The organism is Vibrio sp. HA2012 (assembly GCF_002812955.1).
Taxonomy (GTDB): Bacteria; Pseudomonadota; Gammaproteobacteria; order Enterobacterales; family Vibrionaceae; genus Vibrio.
In genome coordinates this window covers 19,851-35,545 of record NZ_PFXK01000007.1, presented here as the reverse complement: position 1 = coordinate 35,545, position 15,695 = coordinate 19,851, and the positions used below count along the sequence as shown (strand labels likewise).

9 protein-coding genes and 1 pseudogene are annotated in these 15,695 nt (G+C 51.0%); 6 read left to right on the top strand and 4 right to left on the bottom strand.

Annotated elements, in window-relative coordinates:
• Positions 1-7 precede the first annotated feature (7 nt).
• Both CSW98_RS13230 and tldD read left to right on the top strand, forming a co-directional pair.
• Complete coding sequence (locus CSW98_RS13230) at positions 8-3,907, top strand: YhdP family protein (RefSeq protein ID WP_100800952.1); 3,900 nt, start codon at positions 8-10, stop codon at positions 3,905-3,907.
• The gene (tldD, locus tag CSW98_RS13225; RefSeq protein WP_100800951.1) at positions 3,904-5,349 is read left to right on the top strand and encodes a metalloprotease TldD; all 1,446 of its coding nucleotides are present in this window, start codon (positions 3,904-3,906) and stop codon (positions 5,347-5,349) included. The genes CSW98_RS13230 and tldD overlap by 4 nt, the downstream gene beginning before the upstream one ends.
• 14 nt (positions 5,350-5,363) lie before the next feature.
• Here tldD and CSW98_RS13220 read toward each other — a convergent pair whose 3' ends face one another.
• On the bottom strand, positions 5,364-6,593 hold the full coding sequence (locus CSW98_RS13220) for a multifunctional CCA addition/repair protein (protein ID WP_100800950.1): 1,230 nt from the start codon (positions 6,591-6,593) through the stop codon (positions 5,364-5,366).
• Positions 6,594-6,708: 115 nt separating this feature from the next.
• On the opposite strand from CSW98_RS13220, the pseudogene CSW98_RS13215 reads away from it, so the two are divergent.
• Positions 6,709-8,298, top strand: a pseudogene (locus CSW98_RS13215) (AAA family ATPase); the annotation flags it as partial.
• A gap of 354 nt (positions 8,299-8,652) precedes the next feature.
• Complete coding sequence (locus tag CSW98_RS17750; protein ID WP_269799024.1) at positions 8,653-8,844, top strand: general secretion pathway protein GspB; 192 nt, start codon at positions 8,653-8,655, stop codon at positions 8,842-8,844.
• 64 nt (positions 8,845-8,908) lie between these two features.
• On the opposite strand, the gene CSW98_RS13210 is transcribed toward CSW98_RS17750, so the two are convergent.
• The 3 genes from CSW98_RS13210 to CSW98_RS13200 form a co-directional block, all read right to left on the bottom strand.
• On the bottom strand, positions 8,909-9,523 hold the full coding sequence (locus tag CSW98_RS13210; protein WP_100800948.1) for a TIGR04211 family SH3 domain-containing protein: 615 nt from the start codon (positions 9,521-9,523) through the stop codon (positions 8,909-8,911).
• 207 nt (positions 9,524-9,730) lie between these two features.
• Positions 9,731-10,990, bottom strand: coding sequence for an inorganic phosphate transporter (locus CSW98_RS13205; protein ID WP_100800947.1), 1,260 nt, complete (start codon positions 10,988-10,990; stop codon positions 9,731-9,733).
• A 123-nt stretch (positions 10,991-11,113) separates the two neighbouring features.
• On the bottom strand, positions 11,114-11,794 hold the full coding sequence (locus CSW98_RS13200; protein ID WP_100800946.1) for a TIGR00153 family protein: 681 nt from the start codon (positions 11,792-11,794) through the stop codon (positions 11,114-11,116).
• A 254-nt stretch (positions 11,795-12,048) separates the two neighbouring features.
• Between CSW98_RS13200 and CSW98_RS13195 the strand changes: the two genes are divergently transcribed.
• Together CSW98_RS13195 and CSW98_RS13190 are read left to right on the top strand one after the other, a co-directional pair.
• Entirely contained in the window at positions 12,049-13,566 is a 1,518-nt protein-coding gene (locus tag CSW98_RS13195) for a CYTH and CHAD domain-containing protein (RefSeq protein WP_100800945.1), read from the top strand.
• A 491-nt stretch (positions 13,567-14,057) separates the two neighbouring features.
• Entirely contained in the window at positions 14,058-15,656 is a 1,599-nt protein-coding gene (locus CSW98_RS13190) for a methyl-accepting chemotaxis protein (RefSeq protein WP_100800944.1), read from the top strand.
• The last annotated feature ends 39 nt before the right edge of the window (positions 15,657-15,695 follow it).

The window sequence follows — 15,695 nt, the reverse complement described above, 5'->3', positions numbered from 1 at the left end:
GGATTGTGTGACTTCATTTTCCACCCGCTTAGGGCGCATTGTGTTATGGAAGCTGGTCATCATTATGGTGCTGCTGGCGCTTGCCGTAACGACGTTGCGCATCGCTTTACCCCGTCTGGACAGGTTTCAGAGTGAGATTGAAACCTGGGCAACGGACGCGTCCGGTTTACCGCTGAAAGTAGGGCATGTCACCGGCTTCTGGCGTAATACCCATCCTTTTCTTTCGTTGCAGAACCTTGAGGTTGAAGTCGGGGATAAAGGCAAATCAACCTTTTCTGCGGCGGAAGTGAATATTCAGCTGGATCTGATGGCTTCGCTGCTGGCGCTGGAACCTAAGGTCGAGAACCTGAGTGTGAATGGCCTGGTGCTGGATATCAGCGGTATCTCTCTGATCCGTTCAGACAACGATGAAACCGGAAAGCCAGAGCCGGATGCTCCCCGGAGCAACCCTATTCTGAAACAGCTGGAACAACTGCTGCTGCGGCAGATGGAAGATTTTTCACTGACCGATTCCCGCATCACCTACCGCAGCTTTGCCGAAGATGTCAGACAGATTCAGATTGAAGAACTGAAATGGCATAACCGCGGCGAGAATCACAAGCTTGAAGGCGTGGTTGGGCTGGTCGGCAGTGAGATCAACAGTCTGGGATTGATTGGTAATTTTGATGATCACGGTTCGCTGCTGGATGTCTCCGGAGACTTCTACCTTCAGGCGCGTAATATCAAAGTCAAACCCTGGCTGACGCGTTATCTGCGCAAGGAAACTGGTATTGAAAGCGGCCAGATCAGCTTTAACAGCTGGCTGACGTTAAAACACAGCAAACCGGTTGATGCCTATGCTGAAATGCTGCCTTCCGAACTGGTGTGGAAAGACGGAAGTGAGCATGTACTTACGCTGGAGCAAGGTATTTTCAGTTTGCTTCCTTCTCTGGACGAAAACAGCTTTCTGGTCAGCGGCAATGCGTTGCGTGTCAGTACGGATGCACAGGATTGGCCGGAACTGGATCTCGCCTTTTCTTACGACCCGCAGCAATGGCGTCTGAATCTCTCTCAGCTGGATATCCGCACCTTATTACCTCTGGTGCATCTGTTGCCGGATTCGGATGCTTTTACCACGTGGATAAACCGGCTCAACCCCGGAGGACGGCTGGAAGATATTCGTCTGGCTCAGGGGAAGGATGTGGATTCGCTGCGCTACTCGGCTTCTTTGCATGACGGGGCGATGCAACAGTGGGATCTGTTACCGGAACTGCATGCATTATCCGCAGATATCGCCGGTACGCTGAAAAATGCCCATGCACATATTGAATTGCAGGATGACACGGTTCCTTATGGTGATGTCTTTCAGGCTCCGTTGAATATTAAGCAGGTCAGTGCGGATCTGATCTGGCAGTCGGATGATACCGGCTGGCGTTTATGGTCGGATAAAGTGACGGGTGAAACTCCCGACCTTCAGGTGCAGGGGGCATTCCGGCTGGATATGCCGGATAACGCGTCTCCATTTTTGTCCGTATACGCCGAAACGGATCTGTACCATGCCGGAGAGACCTGGCGTTATCTGCCGAAACGGGCGCTGGGCCAAACCCTGACGGATTTTCTTTCCGCAGCAATTCAGGGCGGACGTGCGGATACGGCTCAGATCCTCTGGTACGGTGCACTTGACCGTTTTCCGTATAACGATAACAGCGGTGTTTTTCAGGCCAGTGTCGGGTTGAAAGAAGCCCGGTTCTCTTTTGATACCGCGTGGCCGCCGATTACCGACTTGCAACTGGATCTGCTGTTTGAAAACGAATCCATGTATCTGGACTCGTATTCGGCCAGACTGATGGATGTGACGGCAAAACGCATCACCGGGCAGATCCCGCGCCTGCATCCTGACAGCCGGCTGGAGATCAAAGCTGTTGCGACGGGAAAAGGTGAAGCGGTACGCCATTATATGACGGCTTCGCCTCTGGTTGATTCGGTTGGCGCAGCACTGACAGCGGTACAGGTCAGTGGCAATGTATACTCGGAATTTCAGCTGGATATTCCATTGTCCGGAGAAGAGGTCCGGGCATGGGGGTATGCCCAGTTGCCGGGGAATCATATTGAGATTGATGCGCCGCCGATGGTGCTGGAAAAAGCCAAAGGCAAGATCACGTTTGATAACGATGTGGTCGGCACCTCCGGATTGTCGGCGTTGCTGTTGGATCAGCCGATCTCGGTGGATTTCAGCGGAGAACAGCGTAAAGCCGGTTATATGGTGGATATCGATGTGATCGGTGACTGGGAAGCTCAGCCTTTGATCCCGCATGTGGGGGAAAAGTGGCTGGGGGCGGTCAAAGGTCATGCGCCCTGGAGTACCGCCGTGGATCTGCAACTGAACGATGTCGGTTTTACCTATCAGATCGATACCCGGGTTAATCTGGAATTTGTGGCCAGTCAGTATCCGCAGCCATTGACCAAGGCGCTGGGAAAGCGCGGGGAAGCTCGCCTGCAGGCATCCGGAAATCAGGAAAGCATCTCCGGACGTATACAGCTGCCCGGAGTGAAGTATCAGGCAGAAATTGATATTACCGGTGCGCGGCCTGTGCTGACGGCGACCAATCTGCTGGTCGGGGAGGGTGGATTTAAGGTCAGTCCTGTGGTCGGAAATGACCTGACGATCCGCACTAAATCGTTCAATCTGGATGACTGGATCAGCTTTATTGCTGCTGCCGACAGTGTGCAGGACAATGCCCGCTTGAGTCAGATGAATACGCCGGACATCCCTTATCCGGATCGGATTATCATCGCCACGGACACCTTAACATTGGCGACGCTGGACTGGCATGATGTGAAGGTGAATGCCCGGAAGAAATCGCCGCAGTGGCAGATCCGGGTCAGCAGTGCTGAAGCGAACGGACAGGCCAGTTATCTGGAACCATATGATCTGTCAGTGGTGCTGGATAACCTGCATCTGAATGTTCCGGCACTGGCTCCGGCCGAGGATGAGGAAGAGCAGGTTCGCTTGTTTGAGGCGGATGAAGACTGGCCACTGGTCAGTGATTTTGACCGATCTTTCCGGAAACTGATGCCGAATCTGACCCTGAATATTAATGACTTCTGGTTGCAGGGCTACAAAGTGGGTTCGACTCGTGTTGAACTGTTGCGTAAGAATGACCGGCTGGAGTGGAAAAATATCGAATTCAGCAGCGGTAAAAGCCGGGTACAGGGCAGTGGCTGGTGGATACTGGATGGCGATCAGAGTCATTCACAGTTCTCTTTACATCTGGAGGGAGAAAATAATTCTGAGCTGATGGAGCGCTTCGGTATCAGTTCCGGGATTCAGAAAGCGCCATTTGATATCTCTTCCGAGCTAAGCTGGCAGGGCGCTCCGTGGTCGGTGCAGGTCGATACGCTGAACGGGGAAATCAACAGTGAGTTCGGCAAAGGGATCATTTCTGACGTTAGCGGTGCGGCTCGCCTGCTGGGACTGTTCAGTCTGGATTCTATCATCCGCAAGATGCAGCTGGATTTCAGTGATGTGTTTGACGATGGTCTGGCGTTTGATTCCATTACCGGCTCCGGCAAGATCAAAGACGGCGTGTTTGTTACCAACAATATAGAAATGGATGCTGTCGCCGGTGATATGACGATCCGGGGAATGGCTGACCTGAACCAGCGTCTGGTGGACGCTGAAGTGGAGTTTATTCCGGATCTGACGTCCGGACTGCCGGTACTGACAGCATTCGCTATTACTCCACAGACCGCCGTATTGGTGTATGCTGTATCAAAAGTGATTTCGCCTGTTGTGGATGTGTTTACCCAGATCCGCTATCAGGTTAAAGGCCCGTTAAGCAATCCGGAGGTCACCGAGCTGTCCCGCAGCCGCGGAGAATACACCCTTCCGGAAGAGCAGAGGCAAAAGATAAAAGGATTAAAATGATATTATCCCGAGTAGAAAATGATTTACTGGTTCCTTCCGAGCTGAGCCCTCAGCATGTGGCTGATACTCTGGCTGTGATTGCTTCGCGCGATATCGACTATGCGGATATCTATTTTCAGTCCAGCTGGCATGAGTCTCTGGTGCTGGAAGACGGTATCATCAAAGACGGTTCATTCAATATCGACCGGGGTGTCGGAGTGCGGGCCGTCTCCGGGGAAAAAACCGGGTTTGCCTATTCTGATCAGATCACGCCGGAGACGCTAAAACAGAGTGCTGTAGCTGCCCGTGGTATTGCCCGCAAGGGACAGAGTGCTCAGGTGAAAACGTTCGACCGGCATACGACTCAGGCGATCTATGCGCCGGTTAATCCGCTGGAAAGTCTGGAAAAGCAGCAGAAAATAGACCTGCTGAAAGAGCTGGATGCTTATATCCGTACGAAAGAACCGCTGATTCAGGAGGTGTCTGTCAGCCTGAGTGGGGTATACGAACAGGTGCTGGTGGCGGCGACCGACGGCACTTATGCGGCAGATGTCCGTCCGCTGGTCAGGCTGTCGGTCAGTGTGCTGGCACAGAAAGGTGACCGTCGAGAACGTGGCAGTGCCGGTGGCGGGCGTCGTTTTAACTACAGCTATTTTCTTGAGGAAGAAGCCGGACGCAAGCGAGCGTTTGAGTTTGCAGATGAAGCCATCCGTCAGGCGCTGGTGAATCTGGAAGCTGGTGCAGCTCCTGCGGGGAGCATGCCGGTGGTGCTGGGTTCCGGCTGGCCGGGTGTGCTGCTGCATGAAGCTGTGGGGCATGGTCTGGAAGGGGATTTCAACCGGAAAGGCTCGTCCGTTTTTTCCGGTAAAGTCGGTGAAAAAGTCAGCTCATCATTGTGTACCATTGTGGATGACGGAACATTAACGGATCGTCGCGGTTCACTGAGTATTGATGATGAAGGGGTTCCCGGTCAGTATAATGTACTGATAGAGAAAGGTGTGCTGAAAGGCTATATGCAGGATAAACTGAACGCTCGTCTGATGGGGGTCGCACCAACAGGTAACGGCCGCCGGGAATCGTATGCACATCTGCCGATGCCGAGAATGACCAATACCTATATGTTGCCGGGAGAACATACACCGGAGGAGATTATCTCTACGGTGAAAAAGGGCCTGTATGCGCCTAACTTCGGCGGGGGACAGGTGGACATTACTTCCGGGAAATTTGTCTTCTCGACCTCAGAGGCTTACTTGATTGAAGACGGTAAGATTACCCGTCCGGTTAAAGGCGCAACCCTGATAGGCTCCGGTATCGAAGCCATGCAGCAGGTGTCTATGGTCGGTAATGATCTGGCGCTGGACAAAGGGGTCGGTGTCTGTGGTAAAGCCGGTCAGAGCGTACCTGTCGGCGTCGGCCAGCCAACCCTGAAGCTGGACAGTCTGACAGTCGGTGGGACAGAGTAATCGGCTTTACAGACTCATTCCCGTGCGTCTGCGCGGGAATGCTTAATCGCTTCCACCCGGCGTCGGTCCAGCTCTTCCCGTATGCTTTTTCCTGTGAACCCGTCAGCAATGACACCCTGTACCTCAACCCCGGCGGCGGCATCAAAGGCAGCCTGTATGATTGCCTGCTGAGGATAGGCCTGTTGTTCGCAGCCTTTTCTTCCCTGATGATCCGCCACACAGCAGAGTAGTAACTGATGCAGCCGTTCCGGTTTACGCCACAGATCCAACTGATTAAAGATTTTCAGTATGGTGGATGGCTTTAACTCGGCAGCCCGGTGGATATTGGTATGCTGGGCGCAGACAGCCAGCGCCAGATCCCGGTATTCATTCGGTATCCGAACCCGTTCACACAGGGACTGAATTTCTGCCAGTCCTGTCTGTTCATGCATTTTATGGCTCGGCCATTCCGACGCCGGGGTGATCCCTTTACCCAGATCATGCAACTGGGCTGCAAAACGCACCTGTGGTGAATCGGTCAGTCGTGCTGCCTGCTGAGCAACCATAAGGGTATGGATACCGGTGTCGATTTCCGGGTGCCATTTTTCTGGTTGAGGAACACCAAACAGCCGATCCAGCTCCGGCAGTACCACCGCCAGTGCACCGCATTCTCTTAATACGGCAAGAAAGATATCCGGCCGCTGAGTGGTCAGCGATTTCTGCCACTCCTGCCATACCCGTTCTTGCGTCAGGTGTTCCAGTTCCCCGGATACCACGATGGTTTTCATCAGGGCAAGTGTTTCTGATGCGATGGTAAAGCCCAGATGCGCCAGTTTAGCGGCAAAGCGGGCAACCCTGAGTACCCGCAGCGGATCTTCGACAAAGGCGTCTGACACATGCCGCAGAAGGCGCTGTTGCAGATCCTTCCGGCCGTTACAGGGATCCAGCAGGTTCCCCTGCTGATCCTGTACCATTGCATTGATGGTCAGATCCCGGCGCAGCAGATCGTCTTCCAGTGTTACATCCGGGGCAAAGTAGCATTCAAAGCCTTTATACCCGGAGCCAGTTTTGCGCTCTGTTCTGGCAAGGGCATATTCTTCATGTGATTTTGGGTGGAGAAAAACAGGGAACTCTTTGCCGACAGCCTGAAACCCCTGCGCCAGCATTTCGTCCGGGGTTGAGCCGACAACCAGCCAGTCGTTATCATAATGCGGAATACCCAACAGTTTGTCTCGAACCGCGCCGCCAACAAGATAGATTTTCACCCAATACCTCACATTACCCGTATTACCGTCAATAACTGACACTTCGGTATATCAAAGACTTTACATTCTATCAGCCAATGGTACTTTTCTTTAGTCCTGATAAAGAGAATCAAACATGTATAAAGATTATTTTGGTTTTATTGAGCCGCCGTTCTCAATAGTACCAAGTGCCCGGTATCTGTATTTAAGCGCCCGGCACCGGGAGGCCATGGGGCATCTGCAGGCCGGTCTTGGTGATGGGGGCGGGTTTGCCATGCTGACCGGTGAGGTCGGCACCGGAAAAACCACGGTGTCGAAAGCCATGCTGGCATCGTTAGGAGAACATATCCGCGCTGGACTTATCCTTAATCCAACTTTTTCTGAGTCGGATCTTCTGGAAGCGATCTGTGACGAATTTTCAGTAGCTTATCCGCCGCAGGCGACACTCAAACAGCTGGCTCAGGCGATCCGTTACTATCTTGAGCAGAACCATGCCAGAGGGATACAAACACTGCTGCTGATTGATGAAGCACAACATCTTTCGGCTCAGGTACTGGAACAGTTGCGTCTGCTGACCAATCTGGAGACGGATACGCATAAGCTGCTGAAGGTATTGCTGATCGGCCAGCCTGAACTGCAGAAAAAATTGCAGACGCCGGAGCTGCGTCAGCTTGCGCAGCGGATCACTGGGCGCTATCACCTGCTGCCGTTGAGCAGCCATGAAGTCGGAGAGTATATCCGTTTCCGTCTGCAGGTATCCGGCTGTGATAAGGCACTGTTTTCTTCTAAAGCGGTACGAATTATTGCCCGCCAGACCCGAGGCATACCTCGTTTGATCAACCTGATCGGCGATAAGGCGCTGCAGTACACCTGTTATGCCGGTGAAACTACCGTATCTGCGGCACTGGCAGAAAAAGCCTGTCAGGATGTGCTGGCGTTTCAGGCTCCGGCGGCGGGTCTGGAAACGGCAGAGACAAAAACACCGGGTTATCGTTATGCAGTAACGGTACTGCTGGCATCTGTACTGCTTGGTAGCGGTTATTACTACTATCCTCAGTTGTCCGGTCTGATTGGTATGGATGCAGACAAGCCGCTGCCGGTGGTTGAGCATCGGGTTGAGGAAGAGGCCGTACCGCAGTCTGACCTGATGTCGGAACAGTTTCTGCGTCACAGTCAGAATGAGACCGAAGCCATGCAGACTTTATACCGGTTATGGGGTGTACAGGCTTCGGTACTGGAAGCAGACTGTCGTCTGGCGGAAAATTTCCCCTATTTTTGTGAATATCAGACCGGCTCGGCAGACACGCTGCGTAAACTGAACCGTCCTGTGGTATTAACGGTGAAAAACGGTTCTGCTGTGGTCTATCCGGTGTTGTATGCGCTGGGGAATACTCAGGCAGAGCTGATTAATAACAGGCAGCGTATTCGCTTGCCACTTAGCTGGCTGGAAAAACACTGGCAGGGGGAATACCGTCTGGTGTGGTTCAGCGATATCAGACCAACACTGAAAGCGGGGGATCAGGGTGACGCTGTTGCCACGCTGGATCAGCAACTGGCGGCTGTACTGGGGGAAAGGCCTCTGCTGACCCGGGAGTTCAGTCCGGATATCCAGCACCGGGTGGAAGCCTTTCAGCGCTGGCAGGGGCTGACGGTCGATGGTGTTGCCGGGCTGCATACCCTGCAGGTACTGAGCCTGATAGCCGATACACAGGCTCCACAACTGAAAGCCGTGGCGGAAGAATCATTGGATGCTGCGTCACAGGTGAGTGTACAGGATTATCCTGAAATCGGTGTACTGACCCGTCTTGCTTCTGTCATTGTGCAGGCAGCACCGACAGAGACGACTCCGGCTGTGACAGTGACCACACCGGTAGTGACCGATACTCCAACAGGTCGGCAAACCGATGAACCGCCACTTGAACTGGGGGAACTTGACCTGAGCGGACTGTCTCCGGAACTGGCTCAGCGGGTACAGAGTGCTCTGGATGAAGATCATGCTGCGGATGAAGATATTTTTCCGCTGCAGAGCGTTATCCGGCTGGAAGAGGAGCAGGCTCAATGGCATGGCCGCCTTCCTGCCATGAATCTGCAAACACATATGTACTCCAGCAGTGAGGAGGGGCGCTGGGTAAAGATTAACGGTCAGGAGCTGCATGAAGGCGAGTGGCTGGATGATCAGGTCAGGCTGCTGAGTATTTCACCCAGAAATATTGTGGTGGAGTTCTCCGGTCAGCAGATTGAGATCCCGGCACTGTATGAATGGAATGGTTAGTTTTTCCGGCCTTATCTGAAAATGGCCACAATAGTGGCCATTAGAGTAAAAACAGGGGCAGTGATTATGCCCAGCCGTTAGGTGATTTTCTGCGGCGGGGAATAATATGCGGCAGGATCAGACCCAGCAGCAGACCAATACCGGCTACACCACCGCCATACATAAAGTATTTCAGCAGCAGATCTTCTTTCTGTGTATCCAGACGGGCACGCAATTCACGGATCTCAGTCTGAGATGATGTCAGTTTTGTGCTGATATCTGCATAGTTTTTTTCCAGCTCTGCAATCTGTTTATTGCGTGAGTCCAGAGAGGCTATCAGTCCCGCCTGTTCCTGATCGGAATTCTCCTCGGCATGAGCCAGTTTTTCTTTGGCATCTTTCAGCTCTTTTTCCAGAATAGGCAGACGTACAGCCATGCTGATCTGGCGGGTAACAAAGCGGCTTTCTACCCAGCCCTTGCGGCCTTTAGTATCGACAACTTCACTGTAGCCGGTGTCTTTATCGACATTGGTCAGGGTGATTTTATCACCGGCATCAATGCTGCCGATAATACGGTATTGGTTACTTGGGCCTGAATGCATATAGGTGAACAGGTTATCAGCAATATAATATTGCGGAGCGGCAAAGGCCCCTGGTACAAGCAGGCAGATGAACAGAACCAAAGAGAACAGTTTTTTCACAGTACATCCCTTAACATTATTGTTGTGAAATCCGGTGGTTTTCAAACTCTCCGTCATGGCAGACGAAACAGCTTGGGTATCTATGGGGGAGAATAGTAAAAAGTTTCGGGGCTTGGTGCAACTAAAGAGGGGAGCAAAGCTCCCCCTTTCTGCAACATTGATTCAATAATGACATAAATTTTACATTGTCATTCAGAAAGAACCCTATTATACGAACAGACTTTCAAGCATGTAGAAGAAGATGACGGCCAGCAGTGCACCGGCTGGCAGGGTAACGACCCATGACGCCACAATGTTTCTGACAACACCCATGTTCAGAGCTGCGATACCACGGGCAAAACCAACACCGAGGACGGCACCGACCAGAGTCTGTGTTGTCGAAATCGGCAGGCCTGTACCCGATGCCAGAACCACGGTACTGGCGGTTGCCAGCTGTGCAGCAAAGCCACGGCTTGGTGTCAGTTCGGTAATACCTGTTCCCACGGTTGCCATTACTTTGTGTCCCATGGTTGCGAGACCGACGACGATACCTAAGCCGCCCAGAGGCAGGATCCACCATGCGATTTCACTTTTCGCGGTGATTTCGCCCATGTGCTGGACAGTCGAAACAACGGCGGAAAGCGGCCCAATAGCATTGGCCACATCGTTGGAACCATGCGCAAATGCCATGGCACAGGCAGTGATTACCATCAGGATACTGAAGATTTTTTCTACACCGGCAAAGCCGCGTTCTTCAGCATTTTTAGAGAATTTCATCTGAATGTAGATATAGCCGCCGATCATCACAATCGCCGATACGATGGCTGACCATATCCAGGCTTCCGTGGTTGAAAGGTGTAAGCCGACGTGTTTCAGACCTTTCTTAATCGTAACCAGAGCAATCACCAGTGTGGTGATAAACATATACACAGGGACGAAGCGTTTGGCATTCAGCAGCGGTGTTTCCGTATCAAAGATCAGACGCTGAGCACTGGCGAAAATAAGGTAAGCAAACAGACCGGAAATAATCGGTGTGATGATCCAACTGCCGACAATGCCCTGAACAGAGCTCCAGTCGACGGCTTCTGTGCCGACGGAAACACAGGCAAAACCTATGATGGCACCGATAATGGAGTGGGTGGTTGAAACCGGCCAGCCCATGTAGGAAGCCAGCAGCAGCCAGGTGCCTGCAGCAAGCAGGGCAGACATCATACCAAAAATCAGGATGTCAGGCTGGTCGATAAACAGAGAGGTTTCAATCACACCTTTACGTATGGTGTCTGTCACCTCACCACCGGCAAGATAGGCACCGGCGAATTCGAAGATCATCGCAATAACAATAGCTTGTTTAACGGTAAGAGCTTTGGAACCTACAGAGGTGCCCATTGCATTGGCAACGTCATTTGCACCAATACCGATGGCCATTAAAAAGCCAAATATCGCGGCAGCAAAAATAATTATGGTGCCGTAGTTTGCAAGGATATCCATGGTAATACCTAGTTGTTGGATAACAAAAACAGAGAATTAAAACACGCGAAAAAGCATGGAAGCCAGCTTAGTGTTAAGGCGGCTCCAGGCTTAAGCGAGAGTTTCATGTCCTCTCCGGATTAACTATGAACGGGCAAGCATCATTTCCAGACGCGAACCAACGCGCTGGGCCTGATCGGCAATACCACCGACCCACTCGAGAATTTTATATAAGAAAATGACGTCGATAGGATTGTATTCAGATTCGATTGCCATCAATTGCTGGCGAAGGCCGATCTGCATCAAATCAGTGTCGTCTTCTATTTCATCTAACTGGTGAATCATTTCTGCAACCAGAGTGACTTCTCGTCCCCGGAATCCGGTTTCCAGCAGTTCATCCAGCTCGCTGATCACAGTCTGAGCCTGAGCAGCGGCGTCAAGACAACGCTTCAGATAAGCGATAAAATTGTCCTGAAGAGGAGCCGGAATTTGCAGTTCACGTCCAACAACCCGGCCGGCAATATCTTTGGCAAGGTTAGCCAGTTTGTCCTGTTGAGTCAGCAGACTGAGCAGATCAGTACGGTTGACGGGCATAAACAGGCCACTAGGCAGCTTAAGACGGATCTCACGTTTCAGTACATCAGCATCTTTCTCCAACTGAGAAATTGTGCGGCGGATCTCTTCCGCTTTTTTCCAGTCATTCTGGTGACAGGCTTCAAAGAAGTCCACCAGATGGGAACAGCACTCATTGACGCACATAACGTGGCGTTGCAAAGGTTTGATTGGGGACTTTGCAAACAACCCCATAATGGTATTTACTGGCATGGTGTTTAAACCTAAAAATATAACCCTAAAAAGAACAGTCACTCTATGGTGAATTGTTGTACGATGGCTATAAAGGTGCGCATGGTAACCGAATAAATTCATCTTTAAAACTGTTTTAGATCATGTATGGGGTGTTTATTGGTGTAACCCTCTCAGCTTCGGGACAATTTTGTCGTGATAAAACGGGTTTCGGATCTTGCCGAGACAGTGATTAGGCAATATCCTGTTGCCATCGTCCCAAAAAGGTAGAACTAATGGAAACCGAGATAGAACTGAAGTTTTTTGTATCCCCCGATTTTTCAGAGCAGTTAAAGTTAAAAATCGCCGACGCTAAAATTCTTCAGCACAGTTGCAGAGATCTTGGAAATACTTATTTTGATACTCCTGACAACTGGTTGCGCCAGCATGATATCGGTTTGCGTATCCGACGTTTTGATGATGTGTTTGTTCAGACGGTAAAAACCTCGGGGCGGGTCGTTGCTGGCCTGCATCAGAGGCCGGAGTTTAATGCCGAACACACGAATAACTTCCCCGATTTATCCCTTCACCCAACAGATATCTGGCCCGACAGTAAATCTCCTGAAGCACTGCAAGCTGAACTTCTTCCTCTTTTTTCGACCAACTTTACCCGTGAACAGTGGCTTATCGGTATGCCGGACGGTAGCCAGATAGAGGTGGCTTTTGACCTTGGGCATGTCGTTGCCGGAGAAAAAGAAGAGCCGATGTCTGAAGTGGAACTGGAGCTGAAATCCGGTCAGACAGAATCGCTGTTTACACTGGCACGCATTATCAGTGAAGGGGGAGGCGTCCGTCTGGCGAATCTGAGTAAGGCTGCGCGTGGTTACCGTCTGGCTCAGGGATATGAAGGTGATCTGGTTAAAGAATTGCCTCTGGTCGACACACAAACGGACGATTCGGTTGAAACCTGCTTTATTAAGTCACTGGAACATGCATTGTCTCACTGGCATTACCATGAACAGATCTTTTTTGAGCGTGATTCGCTTGAAGCATTGCTTGAGATCAGCAAGGCCATCTCCTTTATTCGTCAGATCCTGACTGTTTTTGGCGGGATTGTTCCCCGACGGGCGAGTGCTATCCTGCGTCAGGAGCTGAAATGGCTGGATCAGGAACTGAGCTGGCTTAAAACCGCCGTACATATTGACAGTTTGTGTGAAGATAAAGGTCACATCCTGCGTAAACTGGATGCCCGTAAGTGGCTGTTGCAACGGCTGAAAGAACAGCGGGATCAGCTTCCATCCCGGGAGCAGACCATGACACTGCTACAGTCTGCCCGTTATGCCGGTTTGTTGCTGGATTTAAGCCGCTGGCTACTGTCCCGGGGCTGGCAGCCATTTTTAGATGAAAAGGCCCGTGAAAAAATGGCGAAGCGCATTCCCCGTTTTTCACAGAAACAACTCGACCGCACCTGGACTGATTTGCAGGACGCTTTTCCGCTGGCGGTTACCCTGAAATGTCAGGATTACATCGATCAGGAATACCGTCTGATGCGCAACATGTATACCGGTATCTGCTTTGCTTCTATTTATGATCTGGATCAGCGGGATGCCTTCCGCATGCCATGGGCTGATTTACAACAGGGGATCGATGATTTACTGACCCTGTCTCCGCTGCAATTGCTGGTGGAAGAGCTGGAAGATGAAGAGCGTACCCAACTGGAAAAATGGATTGCCCGTCAGGAAAACTCCATATTACATGCGATGGAACAAACCCGGCTGATCGGTCTGGAGGCGCTGCCATACTGGCTTCATTAACACTATTGGCTATATGATCATTGCAAAGGGAGAGGCCGGAAGGTTTCTCCCTTTCTGCTTTTTACGACTAGACTAATAGATATGCCGAAGTCGTCCCTGGATCCTGTTTTTAAGGTTAATTTGGCATGCGGCTCTTTCTTCATTGTGTGGCTCGGTTTTTTTGTGCGGGTCTTTCCTGTTTCGCTGTTATGGGAGTTACCTCTAATAGTGAATAAAAAGACTTCAGTAAACTGTAGTGATGCCGATAGGGGTATAGGCAGCTTACTGAGCAGAGCAGGCAGTCATGCAGAGATCACAAATCATAACAAGAATTAAGAGAATAGTAATATTCAGCTCAGTTAGCCGGAATTGTTTTGGTATGATGTTTTGATACGAGGCTCGAAATAAATGCATAGCAAAGCATAGTTTGACTCTTTATATGCATGATATAGCAGCTGCAGGCACTTCTGCATCCTGGAGTCTTTTGAGGTTGACAAAGTGGAGAAGAGATAATGGCAGGTATGAAAATAAAGCCATGGGAAAGAATCATTACCGATATTCGCCTGGTTCCGAAGCTGGTTATGCTGGTGGTGTTCAGTTGCCTGGTTCTGATAGGGAAGCAGTTATGGGATGCTCATACCTTCTATCAGTCGGTAATTTCGGTACAGAAGCATCAGGCTCAGGACGTTTCTCAGGCCGGTGCTAAATTTCTGGACCATATTCTGGCAACAAAGGCTGAACCGGCAATGGCCGAAAAAGCCTTTGCAGATATCGCCGGAGAAAATGATAACAAGCACTACTCTTATCTGGTGGAACTGGGGAGCGGGAAAATAATCGGCCTGCCTGGTGTCTCTTCCTTAAATAACCTTAAAACCCAGACCGATAACGGTCAGTCCGTTGCTCAGATCATCAAGAATGCCACATCCGGAACCGGATTTGTTCTGCAAGGCGGTAAGCGTTTTGAGCATGCAATAAAACTGAAAAACGCCGACTGGGTTGTGGTGGCTTCACAGAATGAAGAAGTGGCACAGTCTCACTATGATGGCTACATCGTACAAGTTGTCTGGCAAACGCTGATTATGCTGGTGGTATTTGTCGCCATTTTGCTGACCGCATCGAAAGTCATGCTGCGTCAGACTCAGTATGTCGGTTCCAGCATTAAGAGTATGGCAAACCGGGATCTGTCCAAACCAATCCTGATGGACTGTAAAGATGAATACGGTGATCTGGCGAGAGAGCTCGAAGTAACCCGTCGCCAGTTGCAGGAATTGATTAAAGCCCAGACGGACTCCTCTCAGGAACTGTCCGCACTGACCGAAGTGATGACATTGAGCATGTCGGAAACCAAAGAGTCGGCACAGGAAGAGTTTGCTGAAATCGACCAGCTGGCTACCGCCATGAGTGAAATGACGTCGACCGTACAGACAGTGGCAGAACATGCGCGCAATGCCTCTTCCGTCACGGAAAGTGCCTCAGAGCAGGCCCGAACCGGTCAGGAATTTGTGCAGAACAGCGTCGGTAAGATGAGTGAGTTGTCTACGGATATTGCTGAATCGGCCAATGCGGTGAATCAGGTAGAAGAGCGCGTTGAAGCGATCGGCAGTGTTGTCGGTACGATTCAGGGGATCTCAGAGCAGACCAACCTGCTGGCATTGAATGCCGCTATTGAAGCTGCCCGCGCCGGTGAGGCCGGACGTGGTTTTGCTGTGGTTGCCGATGAAGTACGTAATCTGGCTCAGCGTACCCAATCTGCCACTGTTGAGATTCAGGAAATGATCTCCCAGCTTCAGTCCAGCGCTAATTCTGCGGTAGAGTTGATGGAAAAAAGTGTGGTTGAAGCAGCGGAAGGGGTTGAGCTGGTGAATAATGCCGGACATGAACTGGATGGCATCGTGGCTCAGGTTGAGCAGATCAACGAGATGAATTTCCATATTGCCACGGCAGCCGGTGAACAGAGCAGCGTTGCGGAAGAAATGAACCAGAACCTGACTAATGTCCGCGAGCTGGTAGAAGCTTCGGTGACTGTGGTGAGTGAACTGCTGGAAACATCAGAAATCATGCAGCATAACGCCGAAGAGCTGGAGAAGAAGATCCAGTCATTTAAGGTCTGATTTAATAAAAACGTTAAGCAGAACGCCCGCTCTATTTTT